The organism is Natronorubrum aibiense, assembly GCF_009392895.1.
Lineage (GTDB): Archaea > Halobacteriota > Halobacteria > Halobacteriales > Natrialbaceae > Natronorubrum > Natronorubrum aibiense.
In genome coordinates, this window is record NZ_CP045488.1 from 1,795,153 (window position 1) to 1,816,584 (window position 21,432).

The window sequence follows — 21,432 nt, forward strand, 5'->3', positions numbered from 1 at the left end:
AGTCCGACTCACCATCCGAGGCCGCCGGTCGATCTCCCGTTCTGACACGCGACGGTATCGATTCTATCATCGCCGGGTAGCGTCACTCTCGAACGAATTTTGTTTCGGTCACGTTGGAAAAAAGCTATAATGAGCGTCGCGAACTATCTGCTGTGCTCTGCTGAAGTCGCGTCGAGTCGAATCTGTCGCTTGCCGTCGCGTAAGCCGAGTACAGAGCACTATGAATACCGATACCACAAACGTCGAACACGCCGATACTGACGCCAGCCTGCCCTCGAATACGGTGTTCGAACTGTTACTCGAGGACCGACGTCGGTACACATTGTACTACCTGTCCCGGAAAGTCGGCACGGTGACGCTGGACGACGTCGTTGATCGACTCGCCCATCGAGAAGGAACGCCGACACGCGACCGACGCGAGGAGATCCGCCTCGAGTTTCATCACAACCACCTCCCGAAACTGACCGAATCGGACGTGGTGGCGTACGATCCCGACGCCGAAACGATCGAACGGAAGCCGGCGGCCCGCGCGCTCGATTCCTATCTCGAACTCGCGTTCGTCGACGACCTGCGTTAGGTGCGGTGGTCAGACGTTGCTTCGCACTTTTTGACTCGTGTTGCCAGTGCGAGAAAGAGCGCTAGCAGGACGAACATCACTTCGCCCGCGGCGACGACGCCGAGTGCGTCCGCACCGAGAAACATTGGTGTCTCGCGTGCGACGGGGATAATGGTGTGGTGTGGCTCGCCGACGATCGGAATGAAGTAGTCAACGACCAGATTGCTGGCGTACCAGACGGCGGCGACGGCAACCCCCCAGACCGGGAAGCCGCTGATCCGATGGAGGACGAACGCCTGTACGACCATCGCGAGATGACTCCAGAAGAGGAACTGGTACATCAACGGATGCAGGTACGAGTACGCGTCGGCGAACGCGAGCAGCGTGTACGGCGTCCATAACCCGAGGACGATGTTTCCGAAAAACGCGAGCGACGTCAGCCACGGCTGTTCGTACCCGAGTTTCCAGCAGGCGATCGCCAGCGCGATAAACAACGTCGCCATCGGGCTGTCGGGCACCCACGGCCACATGACGGTCGCGGTTTCGGTGAACTGCCCGGCGTAGTACCAGAACCCAAACGCCGTCCCCACGAGGTTGATCGCGACGATGAGCCACGCGAATCGCAATCCGAGGTTTTCGATCGTCTTGGGCACGGGTGCGAGATACGTCGGCAGTGGGTCCCGGTCGGGCAACCCGGTCGTCGCAGACATCGTTTCGTCCGGCGTGACGAACGACACCTGCAAAACAGTAGCGGTTATCTCGCCGCCGCGCTCAGAACTCGCCTCGAGTGCCTCGGATATATCCACTGTCACGCCCTTGTCGGCATATGCAGTCACCACCCGGCGATCGGTCTCGAGTAACCCTCTCGACCGGCCACGAGATCGCCCTCCCGCTGGAACTCTCTCTGGCGGTCGGCGGCGTGATCGTCCCGGCCCGGCGCCGGCGACTCGAGGCACTGTTGCCTGCACCCCTGAGTTCGCTCGCGATCGCACCCGGCGTCGGCTGTGTCGCGCTCGTTGGGATCCAGTACCATCGTGTCGGCGGTCCGAGCGACGAGACTGCGACAGCGACCACCGCGGACGCCGGCCTAGAGCCCTACGACGAGTTCGCGGTCATCGTGCCCGCCGTCCGCGGCGGCCGGACCACCGTACCGCTCGCTCAACTCACCGACGCCGAACTCGGCGGCTACGTCCACTGGCTGCCCGTCACGACCGAGCCGTCGGTCGCGCTCGGCCGCGAGATCTGGGGATACCCCAAAGAACGGATTCCGATCACGATCACGGACGGACCACGCGGGATTCGAACCGTCGTCGATGGGGGTGATGGAAAGCAGGTACGACTTGAGGTGACTCGCCCGCGCACGCGAAAGACAACGATTGATCGTGACTGGGCGCTATGGAGTTACACGACGATGAACGGCGACGTCGTGCGAACGCAGGCACTGCTCCGAGGTGACCTCGCCGTCGGCACGCCGCTGAGCACGACGCTCGAACTCGGCCCCGAACTGCAGACGGAACTGGGTTGCTGGAACCGCCCGCTTGCACGGCTATACGGCTCTCGAGTACGCGCGTGGTTGTTCGACGGCGAGGCGGTTGCTGAGGCCTGAACGTGTGTCTCGAATCCAGGTAAAAACAGCGAGGAACGGACACGTGTAAGTACAGTGGTTCCTAACGGCGCACCATGGCCGAAGATACTGATCTCGAGGAACTGCGACGCGGAACTGATCTCGTCAAACGTGGATTCGCTCGGATGCAGAAAGGCGGCGTCATCATGGACGTTGTCAACAAAGAACAGGCGCGGATCGCCGAAGACGCCGGCGCGGTCGCCGTCATGGCACTCGAAGCGGTCCCAGCAGACATCCGCAAACGTGGCGGCGTCGCTCGGATGGCAGACCCCGCAGACGTCGAGGAGATCGTCAACGAGGTCTCGATTCCGGTCATGGGCAAGGCCCGAATCGGCCACACGAAGGAAGCTCAGATCCTCGAGGCCGTCGGTGTCGACATGATCGACGAGTCGGAAGTCCTGACCCCGGCTGACGACGCCTACCACATCGACAAACGTGACTTTACCGCGCCGTTCGTCTGTGGCGCGCGCAACCTCGGCGAAGCCCTGCGCCGGATCAGCGAGGGTGCGGCGATGATCCGCACCAAAGGCGAGGCCGGCACCGGCGACGTCAATCAGGCCGTCCACCACCAGCGAACGATCAAAGGCGAGATTCGCAAACTCGAGGGCATGAGCCACGAGGAACGCGAGGCCTACGCCCGCGAGATCGAAGCGCCCGCGGAACTGGTCCACGAGACCGCCGAGATGGGCCGGCTGCCAGTCGTCAACTTCGCCGCCGGCGGGATCGCGACGCCCGCAGACGCAGCGTTGATGATGCACCACGAGTGTGACGGCATCTTCGTCGGCAGCGGGATCTTCGGCGCGGAGAACCCCGAAGCGATGGGTGAAGCGATCGTCGAAGCGACGAACAACTGGGATGACCCCGAGCGACTCGCAGACATCTCGAAGAACCTCGGCAAAGGGATGAAAGGCGACGCAAACGTCGACCTCCCCGAAGAGGAGAAACTGCAAGGCCGCGGCGTCTAGCTGGCTGCCAGCGAAACTATCTTTGAACAGCGAGAGAATCCCGGCGTTTACGCCGGGCGTGAATCGCGTCACTCGACTACACAATCCACAGTCGATGGCAAGCTGGATATTTAACGTGAATCCACACCACTAAGTTGGATTGTCTATATAGGCTATGTATGGCGATTCAGGTCACTCGCACCTATGTTGGTTCCATTCAGAATCAGCGACAGGTCTGCGATGACCTGGATTTGCTCGGAGACTCCGCCTCGAAGATCTGGAACGTCGCACGCTGGACAGCCGACCGCATCTGGGATGAAATCGGTGAGATTCCCGATGAAGGGACGCTCAAAGCGTACATGAAGAACCAAGCGTGCTGGAAAGACCTAAACGCACAATCCAGTCAGAAAGTCATCGAAGAACTTTCTGACGCTTTCCAGTCATGGTTCGACCTGCGACACAAGTTTGACGAGGCGAATCCGCCCGGCTACCGTAAACACGGCGACACTCGACCCAAGAGTACGGTCACGTTCAAAGCAGACGGCTTCAAACACGACCCCGAGAATAACCGAGTCAGACTCTCAAAGGGCAAGAACCTGAAAGAGAACTGGTCGGACTTCATCCTTTGTGAGTACCAGACCCGGCCAGACGTTGACCTCACAGAAGTCAACAGCGTGCAGAACGTGCGCACCGTCTGGAATGGTGACGAGTGGGAACTACACCTCGTCTGCAAAGTCGAACTCGAAACCAACGATTCCGCAGGCGACGAAGTGGCAGGAATCGACCTCGGTATCAAGAACATTGCCACTGTCGCATTCCCCGGCGAATACGTCCTGTATCCCGGCAACTCGCTCAAACAGGACAAACACTACTTCACCCGAGTAGAGTACGACACGGAGGGTGAGAACGGTCCCTCAGAGAAGTCGATGTGGGCACGCCGGAAACTCGCTGATCGAGAGACACACTTCTACCACACGCTTACGGACGCCATCATCACGGAGTGTGTCGAACGCGGTGTTGGAACGCTCGCGGTGAGCTGGCCCGAAGACGTGCGAGAGTCCGACTGGGGCAAGACCGGCAACAAGAAAATCCACACGTGGGCGTTCGACCGCATCTACCAGTATCTCGAATACAAGGGCGAGATTCGTGGTGTCGAGGTGCTGAAAGAGAACGAGTGGGATACCTCGAAGATGTGTTCACGGTGTGGCGACGACACGAAGTCGAACCGTGTCGAACGTGGTCTGTACGTCTGCTCGTCGTGTGAGTTGGTAGCCAACGCGGACTGCAACGGAGCGGAGAATATGCGCCAGAAGATAACTCCGAGTCCTCACGGTGAGGATAGGAGTAACGGCTGTGTGGCACAGCCATCGGTACACCTGTTCGACCGCGAGAGCGGGACGTTTCACACGAGAGAACAGGTCGTGTCGTAGACCAGCAAATATCCCACCTGCGGTACGGGAAGCCGTGCCGTTTACGGCGCGGAGGATGTCACTCCGTGTGCAGACGGTCCAGAGCTGCAACTGATCGATAAGTAACTCCGTTTTACGCGTACACAGTTTGTCCTCTGTATGACTCAGGCGATATCCCCATCGACCGTCGAGCAACTGTCCGATCAGATCGAAGCGGGAACCGCACTGTTGCTTCGGGAAATCAGCGACGGTGCCTCGGGCGAGACGCTGTCGTCGACGGCGAACGAACTGTGGGACGTCGTCGAGGAAGTCGAAGCCCTCTTCGAAACGGTCGACCTCGAGAAGTTGCCGGATGTCGTCGAGCTGTCGGCGCTTCCGGATCTCATCGAGCTAGACGAACTTCCCGACGCGATTCGCGAGAGAGATCCGGACCAGATGCTGGATCTCAGCACGATTCGACACGCCATCAACCTCCACGAACTCTGGAACACCATCGATCTCGTCGATTTCCAGAAGGAGTTCCGACAACTCGAGGCCGAACTCGAAGACGTCGTCGGTCCCGACGTGCTCGAGTCGTCGGGCGACTCCGAGGCAAGAGCAGAAGTGAGATCGTTCATCGACGAAATCAAACCCGACGCGGTGGACGCGGCGGCCCAACAGAAGGCAAAAAAGACCGCAAAAACGGCACGGAAAGGGGTTATTGAGGGACACTCGAAATTCGAGAAACTGTACGAGTCGAAGCAACGAGGCACCAGCTACGCAGGTCGGAAACCGGTTTCGAAGAACCCGACGGCGGTCTCGTCGGTTCCCTACGGTCCGCACCCAGCCAGTACCTCTACGCGCGTGTCGACCGTCCCGAGGAACGTTCGCGGGGCAAAGGTCGACGCGCTTCTCCGCATCTACGGACGTCGGTGGAAGACGGCCACCAGACCGCGGTGAGTCGACGCTACCACCAGGTCCGCGGCGGCGGAACGATTCGTATCTGAACGAGCGCGAGAAAGACGAGATACGTTACTGCGCCGCCACAAAAGAGCGACAGCACCGTCTCCGGCGCGATACGCGCGCCGACGGCGACGGCGAGCAGCGCGACGGCGACCGAAATCGCCTGGACGATGGGCCGTTCCCAATGGCGACGAACGGTCGCCACGTCTCGAGCGGCCACGAGTTCGAAGACGATCGTTCCGAGTCCGCCGAGAGCGACTGCAAGGGGTGATGGCGACGCATCGACGAAGACGAACGCGATCCCGACAGCAGTGAGAACGAGTATCGTGAGTGTTGCGTCGGTTCGAGCACCCATTATCGACTCGAAACGATCAGTCTCGATACAGCCGCGCCCCTTCGCCGACGCGTGTCTGGTACGCTCGACTCTCGATGCCGACCGCGTCGAAGGCGTCGATCATCGCCCCGGCGATCACGTTCTGGTCGCGCTCGTGACAGACCGCGAGTACGCCCGGCCCGGCACCGCTGACCGTGACGCCCGTCGCACCGGCCTCGAGGGCAGCCTCGTGGACTCGAGCGTAGCCGTCGATCAGGGCCGTTCGCTTCGGAGTGACGATACTATCGTTCATGCCGCGACCAACGAGATCGGGATCGTTTCGTGTCATGCCGACGGTAAGCGTCGCCGCGTTGCCGACGGTGTCGACGACGTCCTCGAGCGAGGCGGATTCCGGGACGACGCCGCGCGCGTCGCGCGTAGAAACAGTCGTTTCGGGGAGACAGGCGACGACGGGAATCGAGGTATCGACCTGCGTGACGTCGTCATCAGTCACGATCGTGAACCCGCCGAGCAGCGACGGGGCGACGTTGTCGGCGTGGGCCTCGCCTGAGACGAGCGCCTCGCCTTTGGCCGCGATCGGGACGAGTTCCGCCCGCGAGAGGCCGCGATCATAGAGGGCATTCAAGGCGACAGCAGCGCCGGCCGCGCTCGCGGCCGAGGAGCCAAGCCCCGAGGAGGGTCGGACGCCTTTGTCGATTTTGATGTGTGCCGGTGCATCGAGAGCGTCGGCGACGGCGCCGACGGTGTTCTGATCTGGATCCTCCGGAATGTACTGGCTACCCGCCCCAGTAACGGTAATCCGCGTTTCCGGTGCGCGTTCGACCCGAATCACGTCGGCGGGCGTTCCGAGGGCAACACCGAAGACGTCGAAACCACTCCCGAGATTCGCACTCGTCGCTGGTGCCCGCACGGTGAGCATGCCGATTGCTTCCGAGACTGCAGTCAAAAAGGTAGCGGACCGCGACGACTCGAGTCGTGTGACGGGATTTCATCCCATCGCCGTCTATGAGGAACTGCTCGTGTGGCAGAAACAGAAAACGGTCGAGGTGTGTGTGGTCGGTCACCCGACGATGACGATCTGGGGAGCCGTCTCCCCGTGAGTATCACGTCACTCGTCGGTGTTTCCGAACGTGAACACGTCGTCGTCGGCGTCGGCGTCGGTGCCGTCGATTTCGGCAGCGTCCTCGTCGCCGTCGGCCTCGTCGTCGGCATCGACCGCCGTCGTCTCGGCATCGTGCTCGGTTGTCTCGGCGGCGTCTTCGACCGGCTCGAGCGGCTGAGCTGTCTCTTCGAGCGAGTTCTCATCATTATCGTCAACCGGCCCGAGTGGCTGAGCGGTTTCCTCGAGCGAGTCTACTTCGTCATCGCTCTCGGTCGTCTCACTGGTGTCGTCAACCGGCTCGAGTGGCTGGGCCGCTTCCTCGAGTGAGTCCCCCTCGTCGTCTGCAAGCGGATCGGCGTCTGCAAGCGGATCAGCAGCGTCCGCAAACGGGTCCGCGTCACCCAGCGGGTCGGAAGCGGTGTCAACGTCGGCGTTTGTCGTCTCGTCGAGCGTGGTCGCCGGTTCCGCGGACTCGTCGTCGATCCCGAGGATCTTTTCGGCATCGAGTTCGGTCGCCGGGTCGTCCGTTTCATCGGCATCAGCATCGCCCTCTGGCGTGTCCGGTGTATCGGCTGCGGGTGCAGCCACCGGTTCGGCGTCGGTCGTCATCGACGCGGACTCGAGCGGATCGGTGTCCACAGTGGTATCGGCGTCGGTCGAATCCGGCGCTGTGGCCTGCGTGCCGGTTTCGGATTCGTCCGTCTCGAGCGAAAGTCCCTGACTTCCGTCAGCGTCGAACGCCAACGCTGCCGGCCCCGGGCCGTCGTCGTCCGGCGTCTCGAAGTCCATCTCGAGTTCCGAGTGGTCGACGTCGGTATCGAAGCGGTCGAGGGCTTCGGAGAGCTGTGTCGCCTGTCCGGAGAGGTTGGATGCGGACTTCGTCACTTCCGTCAGGGCAGTCGTTTGTTCTTCGGCCGCTGCGGCGACGTTTTCGGACTCGGCGGTTGTTTCCTCGGAAATCGTCGCCGCGTCGTCGACCATCGCGACGACCTCCTGTGTCGACGCGGCTTGCTCTTCGGTCGCCGCGGAGATTTCTTGCACGCCGATATTTGTCTCTTCGGAGAGGTCGGCGATCTCCTCTAAGGCGTCGACGACCGCTTCGACCTGTTCGCCTGCGTCTTCGATCCGTTCGCTGGTGCCTTCGACCTCCGCAGCCGACTGTTCGGTCCGCTCGCGGATCGCCTCGAGTCGGTCCTCGGCTTCGTCGGCCGCCTCCGCGACGTCTTCGGAGAGGGCTTTGACCTCTTTTGCGACGACCGAGAAACCTTCGTCGTCGCTGCCACTCGCAGAGCGGGAGGCTTCGATGTTGGCGTTCAGTGCCAGCATGTTGGTCTGGCGAGCGATCTCGGAAATCGTCGCGATCAGTTCGTCGATCTGCTGGACTTCCGTTTCGAGTCGACGGATCTCGTCGACGGCACCGCCCGCCTCGGTTTCGATCTCGTCCATCGCAGCGATCGCCGCGTGGGCGGCTTCCTGTCCGTCTTCGCCGGTGTTGACCGTCCGCTCGGCAATATCTGCCACTTCGTTCGACGAGGCGGCGATCTCTTCGGTCGTCGTCGAGAGGCCGCTCATCTCCTGGTTGACCGACTGCAGCGACTGGTTCTGTTGCTCCGCGCCGTCGGAAATCTCCTGGACCGACTCGGTAACCTGTTCGGAGGCCGATCGAACCTCTTCGCTCGAGGCCGTCACCTGCTCGGAGGCGGTCGCGACGTCGGTCGCAAACCGATTGAGTTCGGCGACGGTTTTTTCGATCTCATCGAGCATCTGATTGAAGTCCTCGCCGATCTGTGCCATCATCTCGTTCTCGCTGTCGGCGTCTGCACGAGCCGTCAGATCGCCGTCTGCGGCCGCACCCATCACGCTGCAGTACTCGCCGGCTTTCTCCTCGAGGTGGGCGTTGATCTCTTCGACCCGCTCACGTTCGCGCTCGGCCTCTTGACGGGCCGTTTCGGCTGCTTCGATCTGTTCGCGCAGGGCATCGCGCATGGAGTCGAAGCCGTCGTAGAGTCGACCGATGTTGTCGACGCGGTTGGTTTCTAAGTCGACGTCGAGGTTGCCCTCTTCCATCTGGCTCGCTTTGCCCGTGAGGCGATCGATCGAGACGGCCGTGTTCCGGCCGAGGACAGCACCGATCAGCCCGATCATGAGCACGCCAGCGAGCGTCGCGTAGATACCCCAGTCGTTGACCGTGTTGACGAATCCGTACGCTTGACTCTCGGGTTCATGTGTGACGACGACCCAGTCAGTCCCAAGGACGCGTGCGGAACTGACGACGTAATCGTCACCGCTGAAGTCGTACGCTGCGGCGTCGAACGTCAGCGCGGAGCCGGCGACCTGATGGGTTCCAGCACCCTCGGTTCGTGCCGGTTGTACGACGTCGCCGGCGAGGGCGTCGTCGTAAGCGAGGCCGAGTGTCTCGTGGTCCTCGCCGTAGCCAGCGTTGTCGAGCATGACCTCGTCGTTCCCGTCGAGGACCATCGTCGTCACACCCTCGCCGTCGTCGAGACGGTTCGCGTACGCCTCGAGTTCGGCGGTGTAGACGATCGCTCTGTCGTCCGTTCCGGGGACGGACAGGACGTAGCTCATGACGGCGACCTCCTCGTCGCCTAACTCACGGTCGACCGTGTAGGGACTCGAGACCCACGGAACGTCGCTCGTGGCCTCGTCGTAGGCTTCGGCGGGGACACCCTCGAGCTGGTCGGCCGGTTGGCCGCGTACGTCGCCGTCGGTGCTCGCGAGCACCGTTCCGTCGGCCGTATCGACGTAGTTGATCGCGAACGTGTCCGCATCGAGGTGCTCCTGCCAGTTCAAGAAGCGCTCTTCGATCGCCGCCGGGTCGTCACTGGCGACGACGTCCGACCAGGCGATCACCCCGATCGTGTGTTCGTTCTGTTCGTTCCACATCTGGATGTTCTGTGCTTCCTGGCTGGCCATCGACGTGTGGTCGTTCTGAACACGCTCTTCGACCTCTCCGGTGATGCCAGCGGTCGCAACGAAGCCGACCATTCCAACGCCCAAACCGAGTATCAGTAATACGATCCCAAACTTGACCGCATATCTGCGGCGAATAGCTGATGGAACGAGTCGTCGAAGGACGTCCATAGATATAGTACGGATCTGAGTGGCCCTACATAAATGGTGATCTACAGTTATCGGTGGTGATAACTGGACGACGGGAAGCCGTTGCAGTCGCGAGACGGCACAGTGCTCGAATAGCTCTGTTCGAACGTTCGAGGCACTATTTATTCGTTACTATCGGCTAATTCTATGAGATAACCTATTGAATGTTGGTATATTCACAAATATTAAACAGTATACGGTGAGTGAGTTTACTGATGGTTGAGAGCACATCGTCACAGAACACAACGACACGGGCTGGGAGTCGCCACATTCGTGCCATTCCTCGTTGTCGCCTCCTTGCATCGACCGCCAGTGGTGTGACCAGGCTCTCGCTTGCGGGCAGTCTCGAATCGGCCGATTCGGTCATCGGCGCCAGCGAGGACGACGACGAACCAGTCACGGTTGGCTTACTCGCTCCCAAGCCGGACAGTAACTACACGTACTTCCTTCGAGTCGGACAGCTCTGTTTTCCGGGTCACGCGTATGCGTACACGAATCAAAAATTTGATTTTTGATATGTATCCACAAACACTAAGCAATCTAAGTCTAAAGCAGTGTGAATATGACCGATACCGAGCGATGGGAAACGGAGTTGGGAGCGACAGCGGAGCGGGCCGATCGGGATGGGGCGCTGAACCGACGGCGACTGCTCAAAGCGACGACCGGTGTTGCGGCTGGCATCTCGGTTTCCGGCTGTCTCGATTCCTACGAAACGCTCGCCGGGAGCACCGACAGCGACGACGATGACCCGGTCACGATCGGCGTGCTGGCTCCGAACCCGGACAGCGACTACATCGGTCGGTCGATCGTTCGCGCGGCGGAAGTCGCCGTTACGGAACTCAACGACGACGGCGGGATCAACGGTCGGGACGTCGAGATGGCCGTCGGCGACACGAACGAGAGCCCGCTTGAGGCCCGTCGCCAGTACCAGCGACTCGTCCTCGAGGAAGGGGCCGACGTGACGGTCGGCGTCTTCACGAGCGAGGCGCTCATGAACATCGTCGACAACATCGCCGAACAGGAGACGATCCACCTCACGTCCGGCGCAGCGACGACGGAAGTGAGTCGGCTGGTCAACGAGGAGTACGACCGGTACAAGTATCACTTCCGCGTCGGCCCGATCAACGACTACGACCTCGGTCGGACGCAGGTCGACTTCATGGACGACATGGCGTCGAAAATCGGGTGGGAGTCCGTCGCCCTCCTTGCCGAAGATTATGCCTGGACTGAAGTGCCGTGGGACGTCTATCAGGAGCAGCTTGCAGAGACCGGCGTCGACATCGTGATGCAAGAACGGTATCCACCGGCGACGGACGACTTCTCGGACATCTACGATCGCGTCGAAGCCGCCGGTGCCGACGTGGCGTTCATCACGGCTGCACACACCGGAAACGAGGCGTTGGCCGACTGGGCGGCCCCACAGCGTCCGTTCGCGTTCGGTGGCATTCACGTCCCGATGCAGCTGCCGGCGTACTACGAGCAGGCCCGTCATCCACAGACCGATGCACCGCTGGCCGAGTACGGTGTCACGTACGACAGCGCAACAGCACAGAGTACGACCACCTCGAAGACACAGGACTTCGTCAACCACTACCAGGAGATGTTCGATGGATCGAATCCGGTCTACACCGGCTACCACACCTACGACGGAATCAAACTCTTCGCCGAGACGGCGACCGAGGTCGGAACCGTCGACTCTGACGACCTGATCCCGGCACTCGAGGACGCCTCCTTTACCGGCACGGTCGGCACGCTCGAGTTCTACGGTCGAGATCACCAGGTCGAGGGCAAAGAGTACGGCCACACTCACGACATCGTCTACGGCGAGGATGCCCACCACCCGATTTACTCCCAGTGGCAGGCCGACGACGGCGGGGAGGGTGTCCAGGAAATCATCTGGCCAGAACGCGAGGCGACGGCCGAGTACGCCGAACCCGACTGGCTCTGAAAGCACCTCGACGTCTCATACTGCCGGACAGCACTATCTGAGGATCGGTCGCGCGACTGCGGTCGTCATCCCCGAGGACGGCCGCGACTTCGCGACCGACGTCTCACTGACTGCTGTCCGACAGTATCAAAACAGCGCGTCTCGCTCGAGGTCGGACGGCAGAACGACCTCGAGTTCTCCTCTCGATTCGTACTCGTGGATCGTCTCGACCAGCGTCTCGAACGTTTCGAGGTCGTCACCCGCGAGTCGGTGGTACAACACCGACGTGATCCCGCGGTGGGTGGCGGTTCGCTCGAGTGCCGTCCGGAGGCGGTCAGTCCCCGGTTCGCCGAGCCGGGACGCCAGACGGGGGTTCGTGAGATAGCCTTGTGCTGGACGACCGGCGGCAAAGCCAATCGAGTGTTCGTCGGCGACGAGTTCGAGCGTCGTCGCATCGTAGCGGCCGTACGGGTAGGCGAAGTAGTCGGCTCCGTCGTCGAAGCCTCGCTCGAGCAGCCACCGTTTGCCCTCGCGTATCTCGGCTGCCTGTTCGGTACGACTGAGTTCGGGCAGTCGGGCGTGACTCCACGTGTGGTTTGCGATACACCAGCCGGCGTCGTCGAGCGCGGAAAGTTGGGTGGTCGTGAGCCAGTCCTCGCCGCTGTCGATCGAGACGGGATTGATGAACGTCGTCGCGGTGTAGCCGTACTCCTCGAGTATCGGTAACGCTTCGGTGTAATCGGTGGCGCTCCCGTCGTCGAACTGGATCGATACCAGTCCAGTCTCCGGGCGTGGCGTGAAGTGGAGGTCGTCGAACCAGACCGTCCGCCGAGTCCCATCTTTGGTCCAGAGTTGGAGGTGGATTTCGCGGACTCGTGTCTCGTCGAATGTCGAATCGACTGCTTCGATGCCGAAGTTGTACCGCATGAGTGGCAACTCGCCGGAGACGCTGCGTCGGCAATCGAGCCGGTTGCCGTCGGTGTCGACAAATCGAATCCACGGCGTGACGAACCCATCCGCCGCGACCGCGACACCGGGGACGACGTCGCTGAGATCGCGCGGCTCCGTGAACCGCTTTGCGAGTTGGGTCGCCCCTTCGGACGAGTGAGTCAGGAGCCGAGCGCTCTGGGAGCCGACGACGGCCCGGCCCGGATCCGCCGTGAGCGTGCCACCGGCGACCTCCCACACGTCGAGATCCGAGAAATCGTCGTCCGTCCCGGCAGCGTTGGGGTGTGTGGCGATCGAGTCAGTGGTCGGCTCGGTGCCGGGGTCGGCGGTCGATTCGTCGTCGCCGTCAGTCGTTGCCCTCGAGTCGGATCGACGCGAAGCGGTACAGCCCGCCAGACAGAGGGACACGCCAGCGGCGAGATACGCTCGTCGGTTCATTCACGAGAGTACAGTCCAACGACCGGGATTGTTATCACCTCATTACTGTCACCTGACGGTGATTAGATGGGGATCGCCGGCTCAGCGCCAGTCGACAGGAACGACTGCCGTTGGAACAGTTGAAGGGAGTGACTACCGCCGAACGCAGGAAATCGATCCCGTGACGAAAGTCGATGAGTCGGTGCGCTGTCGCGAAACTACTGGTGGAAAACCGGGGTACTGCGTCAGTGTTCCTCGAGGTCGTCGTCACCGACGCCGACGGCCTTCGAGACGTCGGCGTCCTCGGGTTCGTCCTGTCCACCGACGACGAGGTCGCCGTCGTCGGTTTCGACGTAGACGTCGTCGGCGAACCCACCCTCGGCGTGGGGATGCTCCGGGTCCTCGAGTCGCTCCGGCGTCGACGGTGCCTCGGGAAGTCCCGCCGGTGGCGCGAACTGGCCGAGTGGGTCGTCGATCGTGATCCCCCAGGGCTCGAAGAACTCCCGATAGCGGTCGTAGTGGGCCTCGAGTTCGTCAGCAGGGAACTCCATCATCTCGGTCCAGCCGTGGTTGTAGAAGTCGAAATTAGCCTGAACGTGCGTGATCTCGCGTGCTTCGGCCTCGGAGTAGCCGTCCTGCAACGCACGCAGGTAGGTGTCGATGGTCGCATCGAAGAGACCGTCGAGGTGCTCCTTGCGCTCGTCTCGGTGGGCCGGATCGGCTTTTTTGAGAAAGACCTTCGTGTGCAGCCGAACGAGTCCGGACGTCGCGACCGACCGAACGACGGGTGTCTCGAGGGCCTTCCGTGAGGCGAAATGACGAGCGTTCTGGCGTAGTTTCATACGGTCGCTTACGGACAGCGGCGTAAAGAACGGTTCGGACAACAATGTAGGCACCGCCGATGACTCGAGACACGTGCTCGACCATGGCTGCCGGTCGACACTCCGTCGCCGACTCTGTCAGTGTGCCGGTTCGCTTGCAACCACTACGACTATCTTTGAACAGCGAGAGAATCCCGGCGTTTACGCCGTCATCAGAAATCGAAGATATCTGATTGCCCGTCAGACGTAGTCTGACGACCGGGCGTGAATCGCGTCACTCGACTACACAATCCACAGTCGATGGCAAGCTGGATATTTAACGTGAATCCACACCACTAAGTTGGATTGTCTATATAGGCTATGTATGGCGATTCAGGTCACTCGCACCTATGTTGGTTCCATTCAGAACCGGCGACAGGTCTGCGATGACCTGGATTTGCTCGGAGACTCCGCCTCGAAGATCTGGAACGTCGCACGCTGGACAGCCGACCGCATCTGGGATGCAACCGGCGAGATTCCCGATGAAGGGACGCTCAAAGCGTACATGAAGAACCAAGCGTGCTGGAAAGACCTAAACGCACAATCCAGTCAGAAAGTCATCGAAGAACTTTCTGACGCTTTCCAGTCGTGGTTCGATCTACGACAGAAAGACGGCAAGGCGAATCCGCCAGGCTACCGCAAACACGGCGACACCCGACCCAAGAGTACGATTACGTTCAAAGCAGACGGCTTCAAACACGACCCCGAGAATAACCGAGTCAGACTCTCGAAAGGGTCGAACCTGAAAGAGAACTGGTCGGACTTCATCCTTTGTGAGTACCAGACCCGGCCAGACGTCGACCTCTCAGAAGTCAACAAGGTACAGAACGTTCGTACGGTCTGGAACGGCGACGAATGGGAGCTGCACTTCGTCTGTAAAGTCGATCTCGAAACCGCGGATTCAGCAGGTGACGGCGTAGCAGGCATCGACCTCGGCATCACGAACATTGCCACGGTTGCCTTCCCGAACGAGTACGTCCTGTACCCCGGCAACTCGCTCAAGCAGGACAAGCACTACTTCACCCGAGCTGAGTACGATACTGAAGGTGAGAACGGCCCATCGGAGAAGTCGATGTGGGCACGGAGAAAGCTCGCTGACCGTGAGACACAGTTCTACCACGTTCTCACAGACGCCATCATCACGGAATGTGTCGAACGCGGTGTTGGAACGCTCGCGGTGAGTTGGCCTGAAGATGTGCGTAAGTATGATTGGGGCAAGACCGGGAACAAGAAGTTGCATTCGTGGGCATTCGACCGCATCTACCAGTACCTCGAATACAAAGGCGAAATACGTGGCGTCGAGGTGCTAAAGGAGAACGAGTGGGACACTTCGAAGACCTGCTCGCACTGTGGCGACGACACGAAGTCAAACCGGGTCGAACGTGGCCTGTACGTTTGTTCGTCGTGTGAGTTGGTAGCAAACGCTGATTGTAATGGGGCGGAGAATATGCGCCAGAAGATAACTCCGAGTCCTCACGGTGAGGATAGGAGTAACGGCTGTGTGGCACAGCCATCGGTACACCTGTTCGACCGCGAGAGCGGGACGTTTCACACGAGAGAACAGGTCGTGTCGTAGACCAGCAAATATCCCTCCTGCGGTACGGGAAGCCGCGCCGTTTACGGCGCGGAGGATGTCACTCCAGCCGAACGTGAACGGATGCCGGTAGTCGACGACGTGAGCGGGCGCCGGAGGATCTTTGAGATTTCGAAAAATACCGTGGAAACGGAATGTTCTCCCGTATCAGTACGGAATTCTGCCGTGATTAGTGTGTGACTGTGAGGGGGCCATCGGTTCTACTGGGAAAATAGACGAGATAGCAACCCACTTTAACCCGCATTACGAACGATTACAGTATGACCCAGTACGTGATCATCGGTGACGGGATCTCGGGCAGTTCGGCTGCCGAGACCCTCCGGGAGAAAGACCCGGATGCACAGATTACCGTCATCACCGATGAGGGGGAGCCACTGTATAACCGGATTCTCATCAAAGAACACGCCAAGGGGAAACTCCCCGAAGCACCGATCTCGATCCACGACGAAGGGTGGTACGAGGAGCGCGACATCGACCTCTCGCTTAACACCCACGTCACGAGCGTCGACACCGACGCGAAGGTCGTCCACACTCACGACAGCGGCGACCTCGAGTACGACAAGCTGCTGGTCGCTACAGGCGGGACGCCGACCCAGCTGCCGGTCGACAACAGCGACGCCGACGGCATCCACCACTTCTGGACGTTCGAAGACGCCCGTGGCATCCGCGAGCACGCCGAACAGTCCGACACAGGCGTTATCGTCGGTGCCGGTCTCCTCGGCATCGACTTCGCGGCCGTCTGTGGGGCACAGGGAATCGAGGCCAACTACCTGATGCGTGGCGACCGCTGGTGGCGCTATGCCCTCTCGGCCGACGGTGCCGAGATCATGCACGAGGGAATGCGCGACGTCGGCGTCGAGCCCGTCTTCGACAGCGGCGTCGACCACTTCGAGACCGGCGACGACGGTCACGTCACGGCTGCCGTCGACCCCAACGGCGACCGCTACGAATGCGACTTCGCTGGCGTCGCGATCGGGCTCTCCTTTAACACCGAGTTCCTCCGTGGGGCCGGCCTCGAGGAGGACAACGGAATCATCGTCGACGAGTTCATGCAGACGAACGTCGACGACGTCTACGCTGCCGGTGACCTCACGCGCTTCCACGACGTGTTGCTCGGCGAGCAGGCCCAGAACGGCTCGTGGGGCTCGGCGAAAGAACAGGGTCGCATCGCCGCCGTCAACATGGCCGCGGACGACGAAGCCGAGCAGTTCGAGTGGGTGTCCTCGTACTCGATCACCCACTTCGACTTCCCGTTCCTGTCGTTCGGTCACCCGACGCTCGGCGACGAATACGCCGAACGCAAGTACAGTGACACCGAGTGGCGTCGCATCGCCTTCAAAGACGGCAAGGTTGTTGGCGGTGTCCTCATCGGCGATCTGTCGCCCCAGACCGCGTTGAAACAGCTGATGCGCGAACAGCGCGTCGTTGCCGACCAGAAAGAAGTCCTTCTCGAGAAATCCGTCGACCTCGACGAGCTCGCGCCGACACAGGAGCAGTAACGGCAGCGATCGACGCGGATTTTTTGCGCCACGACGGCTATCGAGTCGAATCGCCAGTGGCTCACGCGCTACTCGCCGGAGTGTCGACCCCGCGAGACGTTCGTAGTGGCTTCCGCTGTCACCCGAGTGCGACCGATGACCCAACGACCGTGACGCGACGAGCAGGCGGCAGTCCTCCACACACCGAGGTCGGGGACTCATTGGGCTCGACGAGCGCTCGAGATCGGTTTTGGTCGGCAACTCCTGCTTTTCCGGAGGCACAACTGTTAAGTATAATACAGTCATTTGGTACCAATGCACATGGCAACCAGTGAACTCCGAGGTTCGTCGCTCAAACTCACGCGAATCGAGTCCGTTAGTGCGGACGCGACCGTCCGCCACGTCGATCAACTCGAGTCGGAGGCACTGGACACGTTTTATGCAGCAGTCGAGGGGAACCGACCGATCACGGCCGCTGAGGTCGGCCTCGACGCCGGCGATGTAATCGTTGGGACCGAGTACTACAGAGTCGACCTGGTGTAGCAACGCGCTGTAGTCGCCACTGAACGGCGGTTCACACCCGATCGAACGATAGCTGTGCGGTCGGTGTGTGAACCGGTTCAGTTGGGACTATATCCGAGTGCGAGTCCGGTCGGCTGTCGGAAGTATCGAAGCCGTTTTCCCCAGTGCGGGCCTTCGGTATCGTATGAACGGCGGCAGCGACATGACCCTCGCGTTCGAACTCGAGGCGCTGAAAGAACTCGCCTCCCCCGAGACCGTCTTCGAAGACGCCAGAGGCTGGACCGAGTACATCGGCGTCGTCTCCGAGAAACCCACCTACGTCGTGACGAACTTCACGCGAAAGAACCGCATCCGGCAGGACTTCTTCTCCGGCCCGCGCGGGAAAGCCGAGAGTCTCGAGGGCGTCAAAGGTCAGTTCGACACCGACCGATACGTCTTCATCGGCTCGAGCGACGCTGACGAACAGTTGGCCGACGATGTCGGCTGGGAGTACCTCGCCGTCGAGGACGCCGCCGACGCCGCCGACTGGATCCTTGCGACGAACGTCGAAAGCGAAGACGACGATCCCGAGCCGGTTCGGGACGACTGGCCCTAACGGCACGAAAACCGACTTCGCAGCCGGCACGCACCGCGAATCGACCGTTTGTCCGCTCGAGTGACGAATCTCTCTCGAGCGATGCACGCAGACAGCACCCATCGCATCGTCCGACAATGAGTCCAGCATCCGACCCGCAGATCGACGACGAGATCGTCGATGCACTCAGCTCGCTCGGCAACCGCAGTCGACTCGAGATTCTTCTCGCACTCGCCGATGCACAGTGGCAACGTCAGGAACAGTGGCTGACGATGTCGTTTACGGAGCTGTACGACGCCGTCGACATCGCGAGTACGTCACAGTTTTCCTACCACCTCGAGCAGCTACTCGGCTGGTTCATCGCTGAGACGTCCGAGGGGTATCGGTTGACCTACGGTGGCGACAAAATCGTGCGGACGATCTGCTCTGGACTCTACGAGAGTACCCACGCGTTCGACGACGTCGCCGTCGGTGGGTGCTGTGTGTTCTGTCGCGACGACTCGCTCGTTGCAACGGTCGACGAGGAGCGGTTCGTCGTTCGGTGTCGCGACTGCGAGACGCCGCTGCTGGTCGATCTCTTACCGCGGAGCCAGACGCGAAATCGGTCCCCGCAGGCCGTCGTCGACAGCGTCGGGTACCGCATCTGGAGTACGTACACGCTGGTTCGCGGGGGTGTCTGTCCCGAGTGTTACGGAGCGGTCGATACCTCCGTCGACGCGCACGACCACGACGACGTCACGGCGTACACGCTCGTGCACACGTGTCGTGAGTGTCGGTTTATGGTTCATATGCCCCTCGAGGTGACGGCGGCGTTTCACCCCGCCGCGGTGGGGTTTTTGTGGGAGCACGGCATCTCGATGCTCGAGACGCCGCTCTGGGAGTTCTTCGAGTTCATCGTCACGGAGACGATCACGACCGACGTCGCGAGCACTGATCCGCTCGAGGCGGTGGTCGAGTTAACGTTCGACGACGAGACGCTTCGGCTCGCGATTGACGACACCTTTCGGGTCACGCCTGTCTCGACTGACGAGTGCTGACCGCCGACTTGTGCCGGTAGCAGCGTCACTGGAGCGACAGTGGACGACAGCCCGGCGCGCGTGTATCACTCGGCAGACGTCTGTCTCGGTCGTGTCTTCGTCCCGGCTCAAATATTTTTGAGTAGTCTCGCTGCCAATATGTAAGAGATACGATAATACTTATTGTCTCTCCCGCTTATGCGTACTCCATGCACTCCATTTCATCGTCTACTGTGACTGCATTTCGGGGGGTCGAGTATGCCTGCGATTGAACTCGAGGGGCTGACGAAACGCTTCGGCGACGTCGTCGCCGTCGACGGCCTCGATCTGACCGTCGAAGAGGGCGAGATCTTCGGCTTTCTGGGTCCGAACGGGGCCGGGAAGTCGACGACGATCGACACGCTGCTCGATTTCATCCGTCCGACCGAGGGCACTGTGACCGTCCTCGGTCACGATGCCCAGACCGAAGGCGAAACGGTCCGGAGCCGAACCGGCGTGCTCCCCGACGCTTACCACGTCTATGACCGACTGACCGGCCGCCAGCACGTCGAGTTCGCCATCGAGATGAAAGGCGTCGACGACGACCCCGAGGCGTTACTCGAGCGTGTCCGGGTCGCCGACGCCGCCGACCGGAAGGCGGGCGGCTACTCGAAGGGGATGCGCCAACGACTGGTACTCGCCATGGCGCTGGTTGGCGACCCCGACCTGCTCGTCTTGGACGAACCCTCGACGGGCCTCGATCCGAACGGAGCCCGCGAGATGCGCGAGATCATCCGCCAGGAGAACGACCGTGGAACGACCGTCTTCTTCTCGAGTCACATCATGGAGCAAGTCGAGGCGGTCTGTGATCGCGTCGCGATCATCGATGACGGCCACCTCGTCGCCGTCGATACGATCGACGGCCTTCGGGACGCGACGGAGATCGGCGAAACGCTGTACGTCTACGTCTCGACGCTCGACGAGCGTGTTCTTGAGCGAGTCCGGGGACTCGAGGGTGTCGGGACGGCGGCGATCGACGACGGACGGTTGCGGGTGACCGTCGACGGCGTCTCGAAGTTCGCCGTCTTGTACGCGATCGGCGAGGTGGCCACGGTGCAGGACTTCTCGGTCGTCGAATCGTCGCTCGAGGACCTGTTCGTCCGCTACACGAACGAGGGACGAGAGGTCGAAGCATGACCTGGCACGTCGTCGCGAAGAAGGATTTTCGGGATGCCGTCCAGTCGCGGGCGCTGTGGGCGCTCGTTGCCGTCTTTGTCGTCGTCTCGATCGTGTCGACGTACGCGTACGTCGAAGTCCCCGAGATGTTCGGCTCGCCTGGTGGGGCGACCTTCGGCGGGTTGATCTTCTTTACGATCGGGCTCATTGGGTTGTTCGTACCGCTGGCAGCGATCGTCGTCTGCTACAAGTCTCTCGCGGGCGAGCGCGAACTCGGGAGCATCAAACTGTTGCTCTCCCTGCCAACGACTCGCGGGCAAGTCTTTGCCGGAAAGGTTGTCGGCCGAGCCGCCGTCCTCGCGTTCGGGCTCGGTGTTGGCCTCCTCGTCGGTCTCGGATTTGGTGCCGCGTTGCTCGGCGAGGTCGACACCGCCGCAATGGTCGTATTCGTACTCGCGACGGTTGCGTTCACGACCGTCTACGCGTCGATCATCGTCGGTATCTCGGCGACAACCGGGTCGACGTCGCGTGCAACGACGCTGGCGCTCGGCTTCTTCGTCGTGTTCGAGTTGCTGTGGGACGTGATTCCGATGGGAATCCTCTACGTCGTCGAGGGGTTTTCGCTCCCGACGACGATTCCCGACTGGATGTACCCCCTGATGCAGATCGCGCCGTCCTCGGCGTACTTCTCGGCGATCGTCGCGCTGTTGCCAGACGTTGCACAGCGCGTCAACGCTGAGCCGGCGCAGGCGGGTTCCGGCGTCAACGTGGCGGCCGCCGAAGCCGAGCCGTTCTACACGTCTCCCGAAATCGGACTCGTCGTCCTCGCAGGCTGGCTGGTCGTCTCGGTCGCCGTCGGCTACGTCCTGTTCAACGAGTCGGATTTCTAATGGACACCACCACGTCGGTC

At 61.2% G+C, this 21,432-nt stretch carries 20 protein-coding genes; 14 read left to right on the forward strand and 6 right to left on the reverse strand.

Annotation, left to right across the window (positions count from 1 at the left end; all coding sequences use genetic code 11):
* Nucleotides 1-220: 220 nt before the first annotated feature.
* Nucleotides 221-577 (forward strand): DUF7344 domain-containing protein, encoded by a 357-nt coding sequence (locus tag GCU68_RS08765; protein ID WP_152940778.1) that lies wholly within the window; start codon nt 221-223, stop codon nt 575-577.
* Here GCU68_RS08765 and GCU68_RS08770 read toward each other — a convergent pair.
* Nucleotides 574-1,266, reverse strand: coding sequence for a DUF1405 domain-containing protein (locus GCU68_RS08770; RefSeq protein ID WP_152943679.1), 693 nt, complete (start codon nt 1,264-1,266; stop codon nt 574-576). The genes GCU68_RS08765 and GCU68_RS08770 overlap by 4 nt on opposite strands.
* 116 nt (nt 1,267-1,382) lie before the next feature.
* Between GCU68_RS08770 and GCU68_RS08775 the strand changes: the two genes are divergently transcribed.
* The 4 genes from GCU68_RS08775 to GCU68_RS08790 all read left to right on the forward strand — a co-directional run bounded on the left by GCU68_RS08775 (nt 1,383) and on the right by GCU68_RS08790 (nt 5,472).
* On the forward strand, nt 1,383-2,162 hold the full coding sequence (locus GCU68_RS08775; protein WP_152940780.1) for an acetoacetate decarboxylase family protein: 780 nt from the start codon (nt 1,383-1,385) through the stop codon (nt 2,160-2,162).
* Nucleotides 2,163-2,236: 74 nt separating this feature from the next.
* The gene (pdxS, locus tag GCU68_RS08780) at nt 2,237-3,145 is read left to right on the forward strand and encodes a pyridoxal 5'-phosphate synthase lyase subunit PdxS (protein WP_152940782.1); all 909 of its coding nucleotides are present in this window, start codon (nt 2,237-2,239) and stop codon (nt 3,143-3,145) included.
* Between the two features lie 158 nt (nt 3,146-3,303).
* The gene (locus GCU68_RS08785) at nt 3,304-4,554 is read left to right on the forward strand and encodes an RNA-guided endonuclease InsQ/TnpB family protein (protein ID WP_152940783.1); all 1,251 of its coding nucleotides are present in this window, start codon (nt 3,304-3,306) and stop codon (nt 4,552-4,554) included.
* Nucleotides 4,555-4,692: 138 nt separating this feature from the next.
* A complete protein-coding gene (locus GCU68_RS08790) occupies nt 4,693-5,472 on the forward strand; it encodes a hypothetical protein (protein WP_152940785.1) in 780 nt (259 codons plus the stop codon).
* 7 nt (nt 5,473-5,479) lie between these two features.
* Here GCU68_RS08790 and GCU68_RS08795 read toward each other — a convergent pair whose 3' ends face one another.
* A complete protein-coding gene (locus GCU68_RS08795) occupies nt 5,480-5,830 on the reverse strand; it encodes a hypothetical protein (protein ID WP_152940787.1) in 351 nt (116 codons plus the stop codon).
* A 16-nt stretch (nt 5,831-5,846) separates the two neighbouring features.
* Nucleotides 5,847-6,728 carry a homoserine kinase gene (locus tag GCU68_RS08800; RefSeq protein WP_152940789.1) on the reverse strand — a complete coding sequence of 294 codons (882 nt, stop codon included), beginning with the start codon at nt 6,726-6,728 and terminating at the stop codon, nt 5,847-5,849.
* Between GCU68_RS08800 and GCU68_RS08805 the strand changes: the two genes are divergently transcribed.
* Nucleotides 6,727-6,909, forward strand: a complete 183-nt coding sequence (locus GCU68_RS08805) for a hypothetical protein (RefSeq protein WP_152940791.1) — start codon at nt 6,727-6,729, stop codon at nt 6,907-6,909. The two genes, GCU68_RS08800 and GCU68_RS08805, sit on opposite strands and share 2 nt — an antisense overlap.
* An 8-nt stretch (nt 6,910-6,917) precedes the next feature.
* Here GCU68_RS08805 and GCU68_RS08810 read toward each other — a convergent pair whose 3' ends face one another.
* Nucleotides 6,918-10,013, reverse strand: a complete 3,096-nt coding sequence (locus GCU68_RS08810) for a methyl-accepting chemotaxis protein (protein WP_152940793.1) — start codon at nt 10,011-10,013, stop codon at nt 6,918-6,920.
* A 580-nt stretch (nt 10,014-10,593) separates the two neighbouring features.
* On the opposite strand from GCU68_RS08810, the gene GCU68_RS08815 reads away from it, so the two are divergent.
* Nucleotides 10,594-11,979, forward strand: coding sequence for an ABC transporter substrate-binding protein (locus GCU68_RS08815; protein WP_152940795.1), 1,386 nt, complete (start codon nt 10,594-10,596; stop codon nt 11,977-11,979).
* 126 nt (nt 11,980-12,105) lie between these two features.
* On the opposite strand, the gene GCU68_RS08820 is transcribed toward GCU68_RS08815, so the two are convergent.
* A complete protein-coding gene (locus GCU68_RS08820; protein WP_152940797.1) occupies nt 12,106-13,344 on the reverse strand; it encodes a polysaccharide deacetylase family protein in 1,239 nt (412 codons plus the stop codon).
* 224 nt (nt 13,345-13,568) lie between these two features.
* Entirely contained in the window at nt 13,569-14,165 is a 597-nt protein-coding gene (locus GCU68_RS08825) for a DUF6149 family protein (RefSeq protein ID WP_152940799.1), read from the reverse strand.
* Between the two features lie 343 nt (nt 14,166-14,508).
* On the opposite strand from GCU68_RS08825, the gene GCU68_RS08830 reads away from it, so the two are divergent.
* The 7 genes from GCU68_RS08830 (at nt 14,509) to GCU68_RS08860 (ending at nt 21,412) form a co-directional block, all read left to right on the forward strand.
* Nucleotides 14,509-15,759, forward strand: coding sequence for an RNA-guided endonuclease InsQ/TnpB family protein (locus GCU68_RS08830; protein ID WP_152940801.1), 1,251 nt, complete (start codon nt 14,509-14,511; stop codon nt 15,757-15,759).
* Between the two features lie 278 nt (nt 15,760-16,037).
* Nucleotides 16,038-17,276, forward strand: a complete 1,239-nt coding sequence (locus GCU68_RS08835; protein ID WP_152940803.1) for an NAD(P)/FAD-dependent oxidoreductase — start codon at nt 16,038-16,040, stop codon at nt 17,274-17,276.
* 294 nt (nt 17,277-17,570) lie between these two features.
* Nucleotides 17,571-17,798, forward strand: a complete 228-nt coding sequence (locus tag GCU68_RS08840) for a hypothetical protein (protein ID WP_152940805.1) — start codon at nt 17,571-17,573, stop codon at nt 17,796-17,798.
* A gap of 163 nt (nt 17,799-17,961) precedes the next feature.
* Nucleotides 17,962-18,372: a DUF7124 domain-containing protein gene (locus GCU68_RS08845; protein ID WP_152940807.1), complete on the forward strand. Its 411-nt coding sequence runs from the start codon at nt 17,962-17,964 to the stop codon at nt 18,370-18,372.
* A 116-nt stretch (nt 18,373-18,488) separates the two neighbouring features.
* On the forward strand, nt 18,489-19,388 hold the full coding sequence (locus GCU68_RS08850) for a winged helix-turn-helix domain-containing protein (RefSeq protein WP_152940809.1): 900 nt from the start codon (nt 18,489-18,491) through the stop codon (nt 19,386-19,388).
* Nucleotides 19,389-19,625: 237 nt separating this feature from the next.
* A complete protein-coding gene (locus GCU68_RS08855; RefSeq protein WP_152940811.1) occupies nt 19,626-20,543 on the forward strand; it encodes an ABC transporter ATP-binding protein in 918 nt (305 codons plus the stop codon).
* Nucleotides 20,540-21,412, forward strand: coding sequence for an ABC transporter permease subunit (locus GCU68_RS08860; protein ID WP_152940813.1), 873 nt, complete (start codon nt 20,540-20,542; stop codon nt 21,410-21,412). Before GCU68_RS08855 ends, GCU68_RS08860 begins: the two co-directional genes overlap by 4 nt.
* Nucleotides 21,413-21,432 lie beyond the last annotated feature (20 nt).